The organism is Yersinia sp. 22-579 (genome assembly GCF_030433455.1).
Lineage (GTDB): Bacteria > Pseudomonadota > Gammaproteobacteria > Enterobacterales > Enterobacteriaceae > Yersinia > Yersinia enterocolitica.
In genome coordinates this window covers 44,180-63,627 of record NZ_JAUJTZ010000017.1, presented here as the reverse complement: position 1 = coordinate 63,627, position 19,448 = coordinate 44,180, and the positions used below count along the sequence as shown (strand labels likewise).

The following is a 19,448-nucleotide window of genomic DNA, read 5'->3' as shown; positions in this document are numbered from 1 at the left end:
AAGGTTCTACACTCGCTACATAACCTGATGCCAGCAGAGAAGAATATTCTGCTGGCATCAGGCGTAAAACAGCGCTTAAGTGAAAGATGAAATGATCAACGATCCAGCATTGCAATTAAGCTCGGTATTAAATATCGAGTGCACCAAAAGCTCCGTACATTGCTCAAGTAAAAAACGGGCTTTGGAAATTATCAGCGAGTTAGCTGCCAAACAGCTTAACCTGCCGTCACAGGTCGTATTCGATGCTGTGTTAACCCGCGAACGCATGGGCAGTACTGGCATTGGTAGTGGTATCGCGATACCTCATGGCAAGCTGGAGGAAGATACACTGCGCGCTGTAGGTGTATTTATCCGCCTGGAACAGCCCATTGCTTTCGATGCTATTGATAACCAACCGGTTGACCTATTATTTGCCTTGTTGGTTCCGGCAGATCAATGTAAAACTCACTTACACACTTTGTCTTTAGTGGCCAAGCGATTAGCTGATAAAACAGTGTGCCGCCGCTTACGAGCAGCGCAAAGTGATGACGAGCTTTATCAGATCATCACTGAATTACCGCCAGAAACAGAGTAGTCAGGTCAGGCAAGTAACGTCTATTTTATTTACTATGTCCGGCTCCTGTAGCCGGGATACAGGGTTCTCATTTAATTGTAGATACCAAGGGGAGTCACTCACATGGTGCTGATGATTGTCAGCGGCCGTTCCGGTTCAGGGAAGTCTGTTGCTTTGCGCGCATTGGAAGATATGGGCTTTTATTGCGTCGATAACTTGCCCGTGGTTCTGTTGCCGCAATTGGCAAGTACACTTGCCGATAGGAATATCTCCGCTGCAGTGAGCATAGACGTACGCAATATGCCTGAGTCTCCTGAGGTATTTGAGCATGCAATGACCCAACTGCCAGACAGCTTTTCACCGCAGTTGCTGTTTTTAGATGCTGACCGCAATACCCTGATTCGTCGCTATAGTGATACCCGTCGTCTGCATCCGCTGTCGACCAAAAACCTGTCATTAGAAAGTGCTATCGATGAAGAGAGCGACCTGCTGGAGCCTTTGCGCTCGCGGGCTGACTTGATTATTGATACCTCTGAAATGTCAGTGCATGAATTAGCTGAGATGCTCCGTACCCGCCTATTGGGTAAACGTGAGCGCGAGTTAACCATGGTGTTTGAATCCTTCGGCTTTAAACACGGCATCCCTATTGATGCAGATTATGTCTTCGACGTACGCTTCCTACCTAACCCGCACTGGGACCCTAAATTACGCCCGATGACAGGTCTGGATAAGCCGGTGATCTCCTTCCTTGATCGCCATACTGAAGTGCATAACTTTATTTATCAGACCCGCAGTTATCTGGAACTGTGGTTGCCGATGCTGGAAACCAATAACCGCAGTTATCTGACGGTAGCTATTGGGTGTACCGGCGGTAAGCACCGCTCAGTCTATGTTGCTGAACAATTGGCCGATTATTTCCGCGCCCGCGGCAAGAACGTCCAATCACGTCATCGTACTCTGGAAAAACGTAAATAAATGACTGTCAAACAAACCGTTGAGATCAAAAACAAGTTGGGAATGCACGCCAGACCCGCAATGAAATTGTTCGAGCTGGTTCAGAGTTTTGATGCAGAAGTGATGTTACGTAATGACAGTGGTACCGAAGCCGAAGCCAGCAGTGTGATTGCACTGCTGATGCTTGATTCTGCCAAAGGCCGCCAGATTGAGGTTGAAGCTACCGGGCCTGATGAGATTCAGGCTCTGGCGGCGGTGATTGAACTGTTTAATTCGGGATTTGATGAAGATTAAGTTTTTATTTTTGCGGTTTAGTTGATATTTAATTAGATGATAGGTTCGGTTGTTAGAATTTCATTGCCAGCATACGCTCAGATTTCGGTTGATGTCTGATTAGATGATCCGCTTCGGTTGTTAGAATTTCATTGCCCACTTAATCTCCGATGCACCAACCGCCAAAGGGGGCAGCGGCCCCCTTGTGGAATCCCGCGCTTTCGCACGTATCGCTTGCCCACTGCGTGGGTTCCCTCACTCATCATTTCGCTGACGGACCGGGCCGATTCGCATCCATGCTCAAGCGGCCCTCGCTCGGCTTCCCTGCCTCGCGTCCTACCTCCACTCTTCATTCGGCAGCTCAAATGTGCTTTTAACATCAAGGTCAAAAACAGGGTTTTGATTTTCTCTTTTGACCTTGAGCGCAATCAGGGATATTACCGACAAAGACGATGGCCCGAGTGAGCCGCCATGGACGGCGGCGAAAAGCGCGCTGGAGCAGGAAGCGACTCGCGCTGGCTCGATAAGGCCAGCGGCTGCTGGAGGGAACTGCGAAAGCAGTAATATTTCGCGCAAGCCGCAGGTGCAGGAGGGCCGGCCTGCCCTCCTGCTCGGTTGAGGCCACAAAAGTAAGGTAATAACTGAACGACTATCAACCGAAAAATGATCCACTGCGTCAACAACCAAACCAGCCACTGAACAAACCACATCTAAACAAATCACATCTGAATAAATCACATCTAAACAAACATTACCCAACTTAAGATATTTGAAATCAAATGTACTGGGTAATCGTTTGCTAATCATAAAAAATGCGGCTTTCCCCTCTTGCAGAGAAATCCCACGCGAGTATAATTCGCCACAATTTGCCGGGAGAAATGATGAAAAGCCGCTTGAATTTTGCTAAACATCGTCGTTTTGTTGAAAATGACCCTATCTATGGTCGACAAAATAGACTGCTAGCAGGCAGCCAATTGCCATTCTTTCTCCCGTTGCTAAACCGATCCTGAAAGGCCCCTCATTGAGGGGCTTTTTTTTGTCTGCCGATCGGCACCAGATTCATCTATTACCGTATAACAACTGATTAAAGAAACCAGGGTAGCCCGAGACCACGGGCAACCATAGAGGAGAGCGAAAATGGCCAACCCGTTGTATCACAAGCATATCATCTCAATTAACGACTTATGTCGCGAGGAACTGGAACTGGTACTGCGCACCGCCGCCAGTTTGAAAAGCCATCCGCAACCCGAGCTGTTAAAACACAAAGTGATCGCCAGTTGCTTTTTCGAAGCCTCAACCCGCACCCGTTTGTCGTTTGAAACCTCGATTCATCGCCTTGGGGCATCCGTTGTCGGTTTTTCTGATAGCAGCAACACCTCGCTAGGTAAGAAAGGTGAGACGCTGGCTGATACCATGTCAGTCATCAGTACCTATGTCGATGCCATTGTCATGCGCCATCCACAAGAAGGTGCTGCGCGCCTTGCCACCCAGTTCTCCGGCAATGTGCCGGTGGTCAATGCCGGTGATGGTGCCAACCAACATCCAACCCAAACACTGCTCGATTTATTCACCATTCAGGAAACCCAGGGCCGACTGGATAACATCAATATCGCTATGGTCGGTGACCTAAAATATGGCCGTACCGTACATTCACTGACACAAGCGCTGGCAAAATTTAACGGCAATCGCTTCTTCTTTATCGCCCCAGATGCATTAGCAATGCCAGCTTATATTCTTGAAATGCTCGAAGAAAAAGGCATCGAATACAGCCTGCACGAAAGTATTGAAGAAGTGGTACCAGAGCTGGATATTCTCTATATGACCCGCGTGCAAAAAGAACGCCTTGACCCATCAGAATATGCCAACGTCAAAGCACAGTTTGTCCTGCGCGCGGCTGATTTAAATGGCGCACAAGATAATCTCAAAGTGCTACATCCACTGCCGCGTATCGATGAAATCACGACTGATGTTGATAAAACTCCTTACGCTTACTATTTCCAACAAGCAGGTAACGGGATTTTTGCACGTCAGGCGCTGCTGGCATTGGTATTAAACGCAGAATTGGCTCTTTAAGGGGATTGAATATGACTCAGGATTACAAACTACAGGTTGAAGCGATTAAATGCGGCACCGTGATTGACCATATTCCGGCGCAAATCGGGTTTAAATTATTGTCGCTGTTCAAACTGACCGCGACCGACCAACGCATCACCATCGGGTTAAATTTACCGTCTAAGCGATCAGGTCGTAAGGATTTGATTAAAATAGAAAATACCTTCCTGACAGAGCAACAAGCCAATCAATTAGCCATGTATGCCCCCGATGCCACGGTCAACCGCATCGACAATTATGAAGTGGTGAAAAAACTGACACTCAGTTTGCCAGATCATATCGACGGCGTCCTCACTTGCCCTAATAGTAACTGTATCAGCCATAATGAACCGGTCGATTCCAGCTTCAAAGTGAAGGCCAAACAAGGTGAGATCCACCTTAAATGCAAATATTGCGAGAAAGAGTTCGACCATCAGGTCGTGCTACAAGCAGATTAAGAGTTACAAGTAGATTAAGTGTCGCAAGCAGGTTGATACCTACCCAGACGAATATTGCTGCCTAAAAATATTTACAATAGTGGCAATATTCGCCGTTGCGGAGCATCGCAAACTTGATTTGCTTCAGTTGCTGTAATTCAAGCTGCCTTTATAATGGTCGAGTTGATTTTTTCCGCATTACGTAAACCAGGAGTCTACATGTCCCGCACTATCAGCACTGAGCTCGCCCCTGCCGCCATTGGCCCTTATGTTCAGGGTGTCGATCTGGGCAGCATGATCATCACTTCCGGCCAGATCCCGGTTGATCCGAAAACCGGCCTGGTGGCTGATGATATTTCAGCTCAGGCACGCCAATCACTGGAAAATGTGAAAGCTATCGTTGAAGCCGCTGGCCTGAAAGTTGCCGATATCGTGAAAACCACGGTATTCGTGAAAGATCTGAACGATTTCAGTACCGTTAACGCCACTTACGAAGCTTTCTTCACTGAACACAATGCGCCATTCCCTGCGCGCTCTTGTGTGGAAGTTGCCCGTTTGCCAAAAGATGTAAAAATCGAAATCGAAGCTATCGCAGTACGTCGTTAATACTGATGTGATTGCGTCTACGGCTGGTGCTTACCGGCCGTTTTTTATTATCCGCCCCTATTTTCTCTCTGACGTTATCAATGCGCTATTGCAGATCATCATCTGTAAGACGGAGCAACATCCTGCTCAGTCATAAAGCATCTTGCTCAATCATTGCACCCAAATAGTGCTGAAATCGCGCTAACTTCCCTTATTTTGCCAGTTTTACGAGCTGGCACAGTTTATGCGTGATCCCGAATACAGCCTGTTCTGTTAGCGAGGTGATAATGCTGAACATCGACCTTTCCACACCACAATTTTTCGATGAAATGTTACTGGCTGAGGGGAAACATCGAGGCCATTACGACGCCTACTGGCAATGGTTGCAACAGGCAGACCAACTGACAATTGCACGCAAACGCGAAGAGGCCGCACTGCTGTTTCACCGGGTGGGCATTACCTTTAATGTGTATGGTGACGATGATGGCGCCGAGCGGCTAATCCCGTTTGACAGTGTGCCGCGCATTATCCCGGCCAGCGAATGGCAGATGCTTGACCGCGGTATTCGCCAGCGGGTTCAGGCGTTAAATGCATTCCTGCATGATATTTATCACGAACAACATATTCTCAAAGCCGGGATTATTCCGGCCGAACAAGTGCTGGCTAATGACCAATATCAACCCTGTATGCAAGGGGTGAGCCTGCACCGAGACACCTACGCACATATTATTGGCGTGGATATGGTGCGTAATAGCGATGGCCTTTATTACGTACTGGAAGATAACCTGCGCACCCCATCCGGCGTCTCTTATATGCTGGAAAACCGCAAAATGATGATGCGACTCTATCCAGAGCTATTCGTCGAACAGCGCATTGCACCGGTGGAACGCTACCCTTCCCACTTATTGCAAACCCTGCGCGAAAGCACACCGGTTAATGACCCTACCGTGGTGGTATTAACCCCTGGGCGCTTTAACAGCGCTTACTTTGAGCACAGCTTTCTGGCTCAGCAGATGGGGGTCGAACTGGTCGAAAGTGCCGATCTGTTCGTCAAAGAAGGGGCGGTATTTATGCGCACTACTGCCGGCCCTTGCAAAATTGATGTTATCTATCGCCGTGTTGATGATGCTTTCCTTGATCCATTGGCTTTCCGTCCTGACTCCATGCTGGGGATCCCCGGATTGCTGTCCGTCTATCGAGCCGGTGGGGTTGTATTAGCCAATGCTATTGGTACTGGTGTTGCAGATGATAAATCTATCTATCCGTATGTGCCGGAAATGATTCGCTTTTACCTCTCTGAAGAACCTATTCTGGCGAACGTTCCGACCTGGCAATGCCGTCAACCAGCTGATCTCTCATACGTTTTAGCCAATCTTGAGCAGATGGTAGTAAAAGAAGTTCATGGTGCCGGGGGCTATGGCATGTTAATTGGTCCTGCGGCGACACAAGCTGAAATTGCGCAATTTCGCCAATTACTGCTGGCACGACCACAAAACTATATTGCGCAGGAAACCCTCGCCCTCTCCACCTGCCCCACCTTTGTGAACAATGGATTAGCTCCGCGGCACATTGATTTACGCCCCTTTGCTTTATCCGGTGCGGAGATTCGTTTAGTGCCCGGTGGGTTAACTCGCGTGGCTCTGGCACAAGGCTCGCTGGTAGTTAACTCTTCACAAGGCGGTGGAACCAAGGACACCTGGGTACTGGAGGATGATGCATGCTAAGTCGAACAGCCAGCGAGCTTTATTGGATGGCCCGTTATCTTGAGCGGGCAGAAAACATTACCCGGGTACTGGATGTCACTAACCGGCTCTCGATGATGCCCACCAGCAATCGCGCGAATTTTGATTTACTGGTACCCCTTAGCCTGAGTAACACCCAGGTTTTGTTTGCCGAGCACTATCCGCAGGTCTCGATGACCCACCTGCTGAATTTCTTCGTGCTCGACAGTAATAACCCCAGCAGCATTTTCAGTTGCTTACAGATGGCATGGAATAACGCCCATGCAGTGCGCGGTAGCTTATCGTCCGAAGTGTGGGAAAGCATTAATGCCACCTGGATTGAGATAAAACAGTTACGCCGCCAAGGGATTAGCGCGACTGGAATCGATGCCTTTTTTGATTGGGTTAAGGAGCGCTCACATCTATTTCGCGGTGCGGTATATGGCACCTTGCTGCGCAGCGATGCGCTCTATTTCATTCGTCTGGGCACTTTGATTGAGCGGGCTGACAGCACTGCCCGCCTATTGGATGTAAAAAACCAATTACTGGATAACGACGATGATCCGGTGCGCGAATACTACCGGATGGATACCTTATTGCGGGCTGTCAGCGCCCGTGAGGCCTACCACAGTTTGTATAAACAGCAACTGAGCCGCGAGGCTATTGCTGAGCTACTGATTTTACGTAATGAAATTCCGCGATCCCTGTTGGCTTGTGTCAACGATATGGAACAGCAGTTGGCATTGATTGGTGGCAATCGCAGCAACCAGCCTCGGCGGTTAGTCAGTATTTTGCTCGCCGAGTTGCGTTTTAGCAGCATCACGGATGTCATGGCCGATGGCCTGCACGTCTACCTGATGGATTTTTTAGGCAAGATAAATGCTATTGCCGATAGCATTCGTCAAACCTATCTGGAGGTCCAATGAGACTGAATGTCGATCACAGCACCCATTACACCTACGCCCAGCAAGTGCAGCACAGCACACAATATCTGCGCCTGACCCCGCAGGATTCAGCCCATCAGCGCATTTTGTCCTGGCAACTGACTTTGCCGGAGGAAGCCATTTGCACCACTGATGCCTTTGGCAATGTGCTACATGTTTTGACGCTGGATAAACCGCATCAGGCCATCACTATTCAGGCTCAAGGCGTGGTCGAGATTGAAGATAATGTCGAAGATGACAGTGGCGATCACCTTTCTCCATTGGTTTTTTTACGCCACAGCCCACTGACGCAACCGGATGCTGCTATCCGCCAGTTTGCGGCGGGTTATTGTGAAGGGGTTAGCAGTGCCGCAGGGCAATTGGATTGCCTGACACATCTAATGGGAGAGTTGCTGGCTAAAATGCCCTACAGCCCCGGCACCACGACGGTGCAAGATAGCGCAGCGCAGGCTTTTGCTGCCGAGCAAGGCGTTTGTCAGGATCACACGCACGTCTTTCTTGCCTGTTGCCGAAGTTTAAATATTCCGGCTCGCTATGTGAGCGGCTATCTTTATACAGAATCCTCCAGTCATGTTGCGACTCATGCCTGGGCTGAAGTCTGGCTGAATGGCTATTGGCAGAGTTTTGATGTCACCAATAATACCTGCCAACCGAATCAGCATTTGAAGCTGGCGGTGGGCATCGATTATCTGGATGCCTGCCCGGTGCGCGGTATCCGCCGAGGCGGTGGCTATGAAGATATGCAAACCATAGCTGCCGTGCATATGCTATCAAACCCGCGGCTGGATATGTCGCAATAAACGTACCTGACTTAAGGATTGTTATGACCTACTGTGTGGCCATGCGGCTGTCGTCCGGGCTAGTGTTTGCTTCTGATTCCCGCACTAACGCTGGGGTGGATCATATTTCCACTTTCCGTAAATTGCATCTGTTTCAGCAAGATGGCGAACGAACGCTGGTAGTGCAAAGTGCAGGCAATCTTGCCACCACACAGAGCATTGTCAGTTTGCTGCAACGTCGATGTTTAGACTCCGAACTGACTAACCTGATGAATGTGCCGTCGATGTATGAGGCGGCCACGTTGTTGGGCGAAACGGTGCGGGAGGTGATTAACCGGGACAGTGGCGCGCAGCAAAACAGTGGCGGGACCGATTTTAGCTGTAACCTACTGTTAGGCGGTCAGATTAACGGTGAGGGGCTGCGGTTGTTTCATATTTATCCGCAAGGGAATTTTATCGAAGCCACGCCAGATACACCCTATTTTCAAATTGGTGAAAGTAAGTATGGTAAGCCCATTATCGACCGCGTGTTGAGCTACAACACCGCGCTGGATCAGGCAATGCAGTGTGCGTTGATTTCAATGGATTCAACCTTGCGCAGTAATCTGTCGGTGGGATTGCCACTGGACGTGATGATCTACCCGCTGGACAGTTTCAGTACCGCTCAGCAATATCGGATCACGGAAGATCATCCTTATTTTATGATGATCCGTAAAGGGTGGGGGGAAGGATTAGTGAGTATTTTTTCTCAGCTCCCAGAGTTGAAGTTGGGGGGATAATAGAGTGGATCTGGCTTCGGTTGATATGAGATTTGTTCTCAATGCTGTCATTGCCACCTCAACCGAAACCAGCTCCAAACTGATCTAATCAATCCCTAATCCAATAAATCCCCTCATAGGCGCGCAATTCCATGGCCTGCGGCTGGAAGGCGCTTTCGCCATAGCTGCTCATCAACAACTGCCAGTGACCATCCAGATCGATATCCTCTGGCTGCCATTGTTGCGGCGCACCACTTAGATTCGCCACCACCAGCAGCTGCTTACCTTGCCAACTGCGTAAATAACACCATAAATCTGGCTGCTGCGGGCAAAGATCCTGATAGTCACCAAAAGTGAACACATCATGTTGTTTGCGCAGGGCTATCAGATATTGATAGGCATAAAATACCGAATCAGCATCAGCCAGCGCGGCATCGACGTTAATCTCACCATAGTTACTGCAAGGCTCAATCCACGGGGTTCCCTGGCTAAAACCGGCATTATGGCTGCGATCCCATTGCATCGGGGTACGACCATTATCACGGGATTTAGTCGCCAAAATTGCCAATAACTCATCAGCATCGCGGCCTTTTGCACTTAATGCGGCAAACATATTCAGGCTTTCAACATCACGGTATTGATCAATAGAGCTGAAGTTTGGGTTGGTCATTCCAATCTCTTCGCCCTGATAAATATACGGCGTGCCCTGCATACCGTGCAGCACCATCGCCAACATTTTAGCGGCAGGTAAGCGCAGCGCACCTTCATCACCAAAGCGCGAGACAATACGCGGCTGGTCATGGTTGCACCAGAACAACGCATTCCAGGCACGATTATGCATCCCCTGCTGCCACTGGTTAAAAATCTGCTTAAGTTCGACACGATCCGGTTGCATCAGTGACCATTTCTCACCATTGAGATAATCCACTTTCAAATGATGGAAATTAAAGGTCATCGACAGTTCATCGCCGCCCAATGCAGCATAACTCTGGCAATGCTCAAGACGGGTGGAAGACATTTCACCCACCGTCATCAGGCCGCGCGGCTGAAACACATCGCGGCTCATTTCTTGCAAAAATTCGTGGATACGTGGGCCATCGGTATAGAAACGGCGGCCATCACCGTCAAAATCATCGGGGAAATCTTGCTGTTTGGACACCAAATTGATCACATCCAGACGTAAGCCATCTACGCCAATATCCGCCCAGAACTCACATACTTTTTTCAATTCATCGCGTACGGGTTGGTGTTCCCAATTGAGATCAGCCTGCTCAGCGGCAAATAAATGCAGATAATACTGGCCACTGGCCGCATGCCATTGCCAGGCATTGCCACCAAATTTAGAACGCCAGTTATTGGGCAAATCATCACCCTTCCCATCACGCCAAATATAGAACTGGCGGTAAGGACTGTTGCGGTCTGTTGATGCTTTAAACCAGGCATGTTCAGTGGATGTATGGTTGAACACCATATCCATCACAATACGAATACCACGCTGATGGGCTTGTTCCACCAGATGTTTAAAATCATCTAGGGTGCCATAAGCCGGATCAATGGCACAGTAATCCGCCACGTCATAACCATTATCCACCTGCGGCGAAACATAAACCGGCGTCAGCCAGATAGCATCAACACCGAGTTTTTGCAGATAATCCAACCGCTGCGTCACCCCCGCCAGATCACCGTAACCATTACCGGTGCTGTCCTGAAAACTCTTCGGGTAAATCTGATAGATGACGCCGTTTTGCCACCAAGGAATAGGATTATTCATAGCAGACTCTTATTTGTAGAAAAAACCGAAAAAATTGAGAAAATAACTCCGCCAGGGAATAACCACTGGCGGAGGTTTGCGGTTCAGACCGGCAATTCACCGCGGCTATCTTTGCGTTTATAAACCAGTATGGTCAGTACCAGTGGCACGACAATTGCCACCAACATTGCCAGAGAATAAATCGCCCAGAACTGCGGTTTGATCGACAAAATACCCGGCAAACCACCGACACCAATACCATTTGCCATCACCCCTGTTAGCCCGCAAATCAGGCCTGCCAGTCCAGAACCAATCATGGCGCACAACATTGGGAAGCGATATTTCAAGTTGATACCGTACATGGCGGGTTCAGTCACTCCGAGATAGGCTGAAATGGCCGCTGGAACAGAAATTTCTCGTTCATTGATCTTACGGCTAATGATAATGATGCCCAGCACCGCAGAGGCTTGCGCGATATTGGACAAGGCAATCAGCGGCCAAACAGGTGTACCGCCCATGCTCTGAATCATCTGCATATCAATAGCCAATGTGGTTTGATGCACCCCGGTTATCACTAACGGCGCATACAAGAAACCAAACAGCGCAGCGCCAATAGGTGCGAAACTACCGGTCATCACTGCTTTCACGCCCCATGCCACACCATCACCAATCATGCGACCAAATGGCCCAATCAAGGTATGAGCGAGGAATACTGCCAGCAATAAAGACACCACCGGCACGATAACTAAGTAAAGATAAGCAGGAATAATTTTCTTCAGATTGGTTTCAATCCAGCCCAATGCTAAACCGGCCAGAATTGAAGGGATAACTTGCGCCTGATAACCCACTTTTTGGATAGTGAACCAGCCGAAGTCCCACACCTCAGGGATCTGCTGCCCCAACAGATAAGAGTTCATTAGCTGTGGAGAAACCAGCGTAATCCCCAATACAATCCCCAATACCGGAGTGCCGCCCATTTTCTTCACCGTCGACCAACAGATAGCTACTGGCAGGTAGAAGAAGATGGCTTCGCCCAGTAACCATAGGAAGTCGTAAATGGTTTTCCACGCCGGATACATCTGTGCCAGCGTTTGGCCCTCGGACATTGGGATGTCGCCGATGACATTACGGAAACCGAGGATCAAACCGCCGCTGATCAAAGCCGGCAACAGCGGGAAGAAGATCTCGGCAAAGTGAGAGATACCGCGCTCAAACCAGGTCATATTCTGGCGCGCAGCCAGCTTGGTTTGTTCTTTATCTGCCTCATTTTGGCCAATTTTAGCAATGAGCGCCTGGTAGTAATCATCGACTTCCGGCCCGATAACCACTTGAAATTGACCGGCATTAGTAAAACAGCCTTTGACCATCGACAGCTTTTCGATCTCTTTAGGAAATGCTTTTGCTGGATCATTTAATACAAAACGTAACCGGGTAATGCAGTGGCTGACAGTGGCAATATTTTCTCTGCCTCCCACCAGTACGATCAATTGATCGATGTCTTGTTGTTTTACTTTGCTCATTTCAGCATACCTTTCGTAAAGGTGGGATCGGTTCCAAGTGGCTTATTTAAGGTTAGCCAAGTATTTATTTTTATGAAATGGGAACGTTCCCAACTTGCGTCCAAGATCACAATTTGACAATTTTTGTGCAAATTTTCATCGAAAATTAGTTAAGCCCAAAGCGCTCCGATGACTCCAAATGAGCTGGCAGGGAGCATAAAGATGCGAAAAAACATCAAGCCAATTGGCCGGGGATAATAATTTGTTGAAGGGGTTGGTTATTATTAAGTTGATCAAGCAGTTGCTGTGCCGCTTTCACACCTGCACTACCATAACCCAACTCGACTGACAGGCTATTGGGGAACAAGAAGTGCAACAAGGGTGTGTTGCCGATACCACATACCTGAATGTGTTGTTGCCCTTGCTGCTGCAAGTACTTACTTACCCCCATAGCAATAGTATCAGAAGCACATACCAGTGCGGAGGTATCGGGTTTTATCACTTGAGGCGCGAGCTGAAAGCCGCTCTGATAGCTCAATTCTCCCAACGCAACAGTGGAAGTCAGGCCATGTTGCTGGCAGTAATCGAGATAAGATTGATGACGACGCATACCGGTCGTGGCATCCGAGGGCTGCACACCGATATAACTAATATGGCGATGCCCGGCCTGGCGCAGTTTATCCATCAACAGCCGCACCGCCCCTTCATCGTCATAACAAACCGAAGAGAAACCGCTATATTCTCGCGCCAGTACCACCATTTTTTCCTGCCACGGCGCGAGCATGTCTGCGGTTAAGCCGGTGAAACCAAAAAGAATCACCCCATCCACATGGCGCTGTTGTAAAACATGCAGATGCTCGCTAACCAGCTCAGGATCAAACTGGCTTTCCATCAGAATAGGGTCGTAACCTTGCTGATAGAACAGCGGCAACATGGTGCGCACCGCCTGATTCTCAGAGGGAGAATCCAGACGTGAGACAATAATCCCCACCACTTTATCGCTCTGACCACGCATCGCGCGGGCCGATTTTGATGGGGTAAACCCCTGTTGACGGATAACCGCCTCAACTCGCTCTCGCGTCTGTGGGCTGACACTGCCTTCATTGTTTAATACCCGTGAAACGGTGGATTTTCCGACTCCACTCATGCGGGCAATGTCCTTAATGGTCAAACGGTTTTGCATGGTTTACCTAATGTTTAGGTTTGAATACATATAATAAACTGATTATTTATAGCTACCGTATTATTTATATTTACCAGAACGGTGGGAAGCATACCATGCCCAGAATCAGACTCAGCGCATGATATCCCTATGACTGGTAACATATTATTACCCTAACGGATGAAATTCCCGTCAGGGTGATTTTTGCCGTGGCAATAATTATGACGCAGTTTATTGTTTGTATAACTGTTTGAGTGCGATGGTGTGCCGCTCAAACAAAGTGATTCTTCACTCACCGGAGGTTAATTACCCAGTGGACCCTGTTCCCTCAATCTACACCCTTTGGGTGTACCGATAAGGTAATTCCCCGTCTGACGTGGCTGCCTTATCGGATAACAATCTGATAAGCAGTCACTGCGCATTCTCCCTGCGTTGGTTTCTGCTGCTGATGTTTTTGCCCTCTCTACGGCAGGTTTGCCGTGGGCGCTACCTGAAGACAATTCAGGTATGACAGTAAGGTTTGAACCATGCAAATTAAAAATTTCACCCGCCAATTGCTCAATGTATTGAGCCGCAACCTGCCCCGCCGCCTGATCCGGCGGGAAACCATGCTTGAGGGGGTTTCAGCAGGAAGTACGGTAAAAGATATCCCGGCAGAACTGGCCCGGCAGCGTTTGCAGTGTGCCAATGAAGCGCCGCAGCAGCTTTATCAGCGCTTTCACAGCCACCCCGAAGGACTGACTGAGCAAGAAGCCGAGGCTATTCGCCAAAATTGTGGCAGTAATTTGATTGAAAATCAGCAGGCTACCCCTTGGTGGGTTCACCTATGGCACTGTTATCGCAACCCCTTTAACTTGCTATTGACCATTCTGGCCTTGATTTCTTACGCCACGGAAGACCTCACCGCCGCACTGGTGATTGGTGCTATGGTGCTGATTTCTACCTTGATGCATTTTATCCAGGAAGCCCGCTCTAACCGCGCAGCAGATGCGCTAAAAGCCATGGTCAGCAACACCGCCACAGTGCTACGCAGTGATGCACATAGCGGAAAAAGCGAACATCGCGAACTGCCGATTTCCCAATTGGTGCCTGGCGATATTATTAAACTCTCTGCCGGTGACATGATCCCGGCGGATTTACGTATTCTGCTGGCAAAAGATCTGTTTATCAGCCAGGCCGCCCTGACGGGTGAATCTCTGCCGGTGGAGAAAGTGGCGCAGTGCCGGGAATGTGATGAACAAAACCCATTGCAGCGGGATACCCTGTGCTTTATGGGCACCAATGTGGTGAGTGGATCAGCACTGGCCATCGTTATCGGTACCGGTAATCAAACCTATTTTGGTCTGTTAGCTGAGCGTGTGACCCATCAGGATGAACAGCCCAATGCTTTCCAGAGCGGTATCAGCAAAGTCAGCTGGTTGTTGATTCGCTTTATGTTGGTCATGACACCCATTGTGTTGTTAATCAATGGGTTTACCAAAGGTGATTGGTGGGAAGCGGCACTCTTTGCTCTCTCAGTTGCCGTGGGTTTGACCCCAGAAATGCTGCCGATGATCGTCACATCCACATTGGCAAAAGGGGCAGTAAAGCTGTCAAAACAAAAAGTTATCGTCAAACGGCTGGATGCTATTCAGAACTTTGGCGCGATGGATGTTCTGTGTACCGACAAGACCGGCACCTTGACCCAAGATAAGATTGTGCTGGAGAGCCATACCGACGTATTTGGAGCCAATTGTGAACGTGTAATGCGCTATGCCTGGCTCAACAGTTACTACCAAACCGGCTTGAAAAACCTGCTGGACGTGGCGGTGCTTTCGTCCATGACTGATTCATCCCAGTCTGCTGAAATACTGGCAGGTTACCGTAAAATCGATGAAATCCCATTTGATTTTGAGCGCCGCCGGATGTCCGTGGTGGTCAGCGACCAATCGGATTATCACGAGTTAATCTGCAAAGGCGCATTGGAAGAGATGCTGTCTATTTGCCGCCATGTCCGTCAGGGAGATGACGTCATCCCAATGACCGATACGCTGCTGGCACGCATCCGCCGCGTTACCGATGAGCAAAACCAGCAAGGGCTGAGGGTGGTAGCAGTCGCCACACGGATTTTGCCAGCATATCAGCGCAATTATGCGGTTATCGACGAATATGACCTGATTCTTGAAGGCTATATCGCCTTCCTAGACCCACCCAAAGAGAGCACCGCGCCCGCACTACTGGCATTGAAAAACAGTGGTGTCAGCGTCAAAATTCTTACCGGTGACAATGAGTTAGTGGCGCGTAAAGTCTGTAAAGATGTCGGGTTATCGGTCGAAAAAGTTTTGCGTGGCAGTGATATCGAACAAATGAGTGAGGCAGAACTGACGCAAGCTACTCGCACCACCACCGTATTTGCGAAGCTGACACCGATGCATAAAGAGCGCATCGTGCAAAATCTACGAGAAGCAGGCCATGTGGTCGGCTTTATGGGCGATGGTATCAACGATGCTCCGGCACTGCGGGCGGCGGATATCGGGATCTCGGTGGATTCGGCAGTAGATATTGCTAAAGAAGCGGCTGATATCATTTTGCTGGAAAAGAGCCTGATGGTACTGGAACAGGGCGTGATAGAAGGCCGCCGTACCTTTGCCAACATGCTGAAATACATCAAAATGACGGCCAGTTCTAACTTCGGTAATGTTTTTAGTGTGCTGATTGCCAGTGCATTTTTACCCTTCTTACCGATGCTGCCGCTGCATCTGCTGATCCAGAACCTGATGTATGATATTTCTCAGATTGCCATTCCATTTGATAATGTCGACGAAGAACAGCTGGCAAAACCACAGCGCTGGAACGCCGGCGATCTTGGGCGCTTTATGGTGTTCTTTGGGCCGATAAGTTCAATCTTTGACGTTTTGACCTTCAGCTTAATGTGGTGGGTATTTAAAGCTAATACGCCGGAAATGCAGACCTTGTTCCAGTCTGGCTGGTTCGTTGAAGGGCTGCTGTCCCAGACCTTAATTGTGCATATGATTCGCACTCGTAAAATTCCCTTTATTCAAAGTCGCGCTTCCTGGCCGCTGTGTCTGATGACACTGGCAGTGGTGGTAGTCGGTATCGGGCTAACCTTCTCGCCACTGGCCGGATTCCTGCAATTACAGGCACTACCACTCTCATACTTCCCATGGCTGATGGTGATTTTGGCAGGTTACATGGTGACGACACAGCTAGTGAAAGGCTGGTTTGTCAGGAGATATGGCTGGCAGTGATTTGATTATTAACCTGTGGGTGTTGCGCGATGCGCTACAAGGATTATAATGACTCTTGTAGCGCAACAAGGAACGATAAATGATAAAAAGTTGGAAACACAAAGGACTGCAACGCTTCTTTGAAACAGGTTCTGCTGCGGGCATTAATCCCCAGCATGTTAAGCGAATTCGAGACCGCTTGCGATTTATCGACCTGGCGGAAACGATTGAGGATGTCAATGTTGCCGGATACAAGCTCCATCCGTTACAAGGTGAAAGAGAAGGGATCTGGTCAGTAACAGTAAGCGGAAATTGGCGCATTACATTCGAGTTTACCGCTGGAGATGCGTTTATTCTTAACTACGAGGACTACCACTAATGAAAATGCATAATCCCCCACATCCAGGGGAAATGATTGAAGGAATCCTCGAAGATTTGGGGCTCGGGATAAGGGAGTTTGCCAGAGCATTAAACGTGTCACCTTCAACGGTACAACGGCTGGTTGCCTGTAAGGCGGCAATTTCACCGGAAATGGCGGTAAAACTGGCCGCGGTTCTGGGAAGTACCCCGGCAATGTGGCTCCGCCTCCAGGCCGCTTACGACCTGGGAAAAGCAGAAGAGAATGTTGATGTATCCAATCTGACTAAACTGTACAAACCGGATCCAATATCGCTGCATAGTTGATAGGCTCAACGCCTCTCTGCTTTGCCAAGGCTGCCCGTCTCACTGGTGGCCTTTTCTATTTCTCTCAACCACCTAAATTCGACTCAAACAATCAATCGCAATAGCCTTAAAACTATCAAAATGCTGGCTACTCAATAAACGGCTCATCGAGCGCTCACGCACAAAGGTCACGAACAGATCATAAATCGCCATCGCTTCTTCATAATCGGTTTTGCTGATAGCTAACAGGAAAATGACATGAGCCACTTCGCCATCCCCCCAGGCAATGCCATTAGGTGCCAACAAAGTGACCACTACTGTTTTTTTGGCTAATAGGCCCAGTGAATGTGGCAATGCTATCCCTTCACCTAGCATGGTAGAGACAATCGCTTCTCGCTCCACCACTGACGGGTAGAAATCCCCATCCACAAAACCTTCTTCTTCCAACTGACTACAGACTTTTTTAAACAACTGCTCCTGCGTCATCGGCTGGTCGATAATCATAAAGTGCTGACTATCAAAGAACTTTTCCAGCATGTAAGGCCGGGTACGATCAACTAAGACCAACTTACCCAGCTGCTCTAATTGATATTCCGTCGGGAAGGGGGACATCACGACTACCGGCTTGTTCTTTTCCGTTAGTCGCGAATTAGAAATAATGAAATCTTCGTCGATATGGTCAAGATTTTCGTAATCACGCAGGGAAATGGTTTGAGTCATCACAATTTGCGGATACTTACGCGAGATCTGCGCCTGAATCATTCGGGTGGTGGAATTACCGGTATCACACACCAGCATCACCTGCGGATGGCGCTGATAACCAATGTTGTAATGGCGCTCCAAACCCACCCCTATATGCAACACCAGATAGCCAATTTCATTTTCACTTAAGCTGTAAGGCGTATATTTCCCCCAACTGGAAACCGCCGCCAGTGTGACGTCATAGGCCATCGGATAGTGCTGTTTAATATTGGATAACAATGGGTTAGGAATCGTAATCTGATACTTCACCCGGGTTATCATAGTCTTGATATGGGTGAGTAAATCAACCCGCAGCTGCTTATCGCCCTGCAAATTGTAGTTATAGTGAGCATTAATGTACGAGAGGATGTAGTCCACCAGCGTCTCTTCGTCATCGGCATTGATTTCACTCGGTCGACTGGTATTTAACTGGCTGGCCTGCACCCGGCGGGCGGCAATATTCACACGCAAATAAGCTTCTTCGGCAGCTGAAATATCTTTTCCTGACAGCAACTTAAGCTCAGTAGCCAAACGGCCCGAGGCTAACTTAACCGCTTCATCCACATCTTCGGCATCAAAATCAGATAAGGGATAACCGTCGGTGATACGCTTTATTGCCACCGCACAGTAGAAAATCAGGTATTGCTCGCCTTCATCGGTTAACCGTACGGCATATTGCGCGAGTAATTCATGCAGCAACCGCGTCAATTCTGGAATGGTTTGGATACTTAAAAATTCATTTTTTAATAACGGGTTATCAGCATCTTGCAGTTGTAACTGGAACAGTAAATCTGTCAGGCAGGTACGGATGGCCAGCTCAGAACCAAACAACTTCATACCATAACGAGGCTTAGTTTCGATGGTCAAATGATAGCGGTTTAACCTTTCTCTCACCTCTGCCATATCATTTTGTAATGTGCCACGGCTGACAAACCATTCATCGGCTAAATCTTCTAACTTCAATGAAAAAGCAGAGGTCAAAAAACGGATTAACAGATAGTGCACCCGTTCATTAGCGGTGCGCGGCGTCAGGTGCACCTTACGATTTTGCTGCTGTAGGCTACGGAAGCGGTCTGCATCTTCCACCATCAGCCGATAACCGAAGCCACGATTATGCACAAAGTGCGCGCCATAATGCTCCAGAATCTCATTCAACGCCGTAATATCAGCCCGTACAGTACGTGTCGAGACCGCAAAACGTTTCGCCAACTCCTCCTGAGGTAGCGTTTCCGATTGCAGTGCATCGAACATATAGGCCAGACGTTGATAGGGAAATCTCACTGCTCCACTCCGTTATTCAGAATATTAGCT

18 protein-coding genes are annotated in these 19,448 nt (G+C 48.8%); 13 read left to right on the top strand and 5 right to left on the bottom strand.

Annotated features, from left to right (window positions below):
* Positions 1-91: 91 nt before the first annotated feature.
* From ptsN to npr, 3 genes are all read left to right on the top strand, one after another.
* The gene (gene ptsN / locus QSV56_RS18480; RefSeq protein WP_005162484.1) at positions 92-574 is read left to right on the top strand and encodes a PTS IIA-like nitrogen regulatory protein PtsN; all 483 of its coding nucleotides are present in this window, start codon (positions 92-94) and stop codon (positions 572-574) included.
* A gap of 102 nt (positions 575-676) precedes the next feature.
* Positions 677-1,528: an RNase adapter RapZ gene (gene rapZ / locus QSV56_RS18475; protein ID WP_005162486.1), complete on the top strand. Its 852-nt coding sequence runs from the start codon at positions 677-679 to the stop codon at positions 1,526-1,528.
* The gene (gene npr / locus QSV56_RS18470; RefSeq protein ID WP_005162489.1) at positions 1,529-1,801 is read left to right on the top strand and encodes a PTS phosphocarrier protein NPr; all 273 of its coding nucleotides are present in this window, start codon (positions 1,529-1,531) and stop codon (positions 1,799-1,801) included.
* Positions 1,802-2,116: 315 nt separating this feature from the next.
* Here the strand turns inward: npr and QSV56_RS18465 are convergent, their stop codons facing one another.
* Positions 2,117-2,587, bottom strand: a complete 471-nt coding sequence (locus tag QSV56_RS18465) for a hypothetical protein (protein ID WP_172665990.1) — start codon at positions 2,585-2,587, stop codon at positions 2,117-2,119.
* A 330-nt stretch (positions 2,588-2,917) separates the two neighbouring features.
* On the opposite strand from QSV56_RS18465, the gene pyrB reads away from it, so the two are divergent.
* From pyrB to QSV56_RS18430, 7 genes are all read left to right on the top strand, one after another.
* Positions 2,918-3,853, top strand: coding sequence for an aspartate carbamoyltransferase (gene pyrB, locus QSV56_RS18460; protein ID WP_019080055.1), 936 nt, complete (start codon positions 2,918-2,920; stop codon positions 3,851-3,853).
* 11 nt (positions 3,854-3,864) lie between these two features.
* The gene (pyrI, locus tag QSV56_RS18455; RefSeq protein ID WP_019080056.1) at positions 3,865-4,329 is read left to right on the top strand and encodes an aspartate carbamoyltransferase regulatory subunit; all 465 of its coding nucleotides are present in this window, start codon (positions 3,865-3,867) and stop codon (positions 4,327-4,329) included.
* Between the two features lie 198 nt (positions 4,330-4,527).
* Positions 4,528-4,914 (top strand): 2-iminobutanoate/2-iminopropanoate deaminase, encoded by a 387-nt coding sequence (ridA, locus tag QSV56_RS18450; RefSeq protein ID WP_005162498.1) that lies wholly within the window; start codon positions 4,528-4,530, stop codon positions 4,912-4,914.
* 266 nt (positions 4,915-5,180) lie between these two features.
* The gene (locus QSV56_RS18445) at positions 5,181-6,617 is read left to right on the top strand and encodes a circularly permuted type 2 ATP-grasp protein (RefSeq protein ID WP_046050173.1); all 1,437 of its coding nucleotides are present in this window, start codon (positions 5,181-5,183) and stop codon (positions 6,615-6,617) included.
* On the top strand, positions 6,611-7,540 hold the full coding sequence (locus tag QSV56_RS18440; protein WP_301213230.1) for an alpha-E domain-containing protein: 930 nt from the start codon (positions 6,611-6,613) through the stop codon (positions 7,538-7,540). Before QSV56_RS18445 ends, QSV56_RS18440 begins: the two co-directional genes overlap by 7 nt.
* Positions 7,537-8,358 (top strand): transglutaminase family protein, encoded by an 822-nt coding sequence (locus QSV56_RS18435; protein WP_005162507.1) that lies wholly within the window; start codon positions 7,537-7,539, stop codon positions 8,356-8,358. The genes QSV56_RS18440 and QSV56_RS18435 overlap by 4 nt, the downstream gene beginning before the upstream one ends.
* 23 nt (positions 8,359-8,381) lie before the next feature.
* On the top strand, positions 8,382-9,116 hold the full coding sequence (locus QSV56_RS18430; protein WP_019080059.1) for a proteasome-type protease: 735 nt from the start codon (positions 8,382-8,384) through the stop codon (positions 9,114-9,116).
* A gap of 88 nt (positions 9,117-9,204) precedes the next feature.
* Here the strand turns inward: QSV56_RS18430 and treC are convergent, their stop codons facing one another.
* The 3 genes from treC to treR all read right to left on the bottom strand — a co-directional run bounded on the left by treC (position 9,205) and on the right by treR (position 13,527).
* Positions 9,205-10,866 (bottom strand): alpha,alpha-phosphotrehalase, encoded by a 1,662-nt coding sequence (treC, locus tag QSV56_RS18425; protein ID WP_301213227.1) that lies wholly within the window; start codon positions 10,864-10,866, stop codon positions 9,205-9,207.
* 83 nt (positions 10,867-10,949) lie between these two features.
* A complete protein-coding gene (treB, locus tag QSV56_RS18420; protein ID WP_019080061.1) occupies positions 10,950-12,365 on the bottom strand; it encodes a PTS trehalose transporter subunit IIBC in 1,416 nt (471 codons plus the stop codon).
* A gap of 214 nt (positions 12,366-12,579) precedes the next feature.
* Positions 12,580-13,527: a trehalose operon repressor TreR gene (treR, locus tag QSV56_RS18415; RefSeq protein WP_046050170.1), complete on the bottom strand. Its 948-nt coding sequence runs from the start codon at positions 13,525-13,527 to the stop codon at positions 12,580-12,582.
* Positions 13,528-14,033: 506 nt separating this feature from the next.
* Between treR and mgtA the strand changes: the two genes are divergently transcribed.
* From mgtA to QSV56_RS18400, 3 genes are all read left to right on the top strand, one after another.
* A complete protein-coding gene (mgtA, locus tag QSV56_RS18410; RefSeq protein ID WP_050334655.1) occupies positions 14,034-16,754 on the top strand; it encodes a magnesium-translocating P-type ATPase in 2,721 nt (906 codons plus the stop codon).
* 79 nt (positions 16,755-16,833) lie between these two features.
* On the top strand, positions 16,834-17,112 hold the full coding sequence (locus QSV56_RS18405) for a type II toxin-antitoxin system RelE/ParE family toxin (RefSeq protein WP_005162526.1): 279 nt from the start codon (positions 16,834-16,836) through the stop codon (positions 17,110-17,112).
* Positions 17,112-17,417, top strand: a complete 306-nt coding sequence (locus tag QSV56_RS18400) for a HigA family addiction module antitoxin (RefSeq protein WP_005162529.1) — start codon at positions 17,112-17,114, stop codon at positions 17,415-17,417. Before QSV56_RS18405 ends, QSV56_RS18400 begins: the two co-directional genes overlap by 1 nt.
* A 72-nt stretch (positions 17,418-17,489) precedes the next feature.
* Here QSV56_RS18400 and QSV56_RS18395 read toward each other — a convergent pair whose 3' ends face one another.
* Positions 17,490-19,418 carry a transcription antiterminator gene (locus tag QSV56_RS18395; protein ID WP_072084089.1) on the bottom strand — a complete coding sequence of 643 codons (1,929 nt, stop codon included), beginning with the start codon at positions 19,416-19,418 and terminating at the stop codon, positions 17,490-17,492.
* Positions 19,419-19,448: the final 30 nt, after the last annotated feature.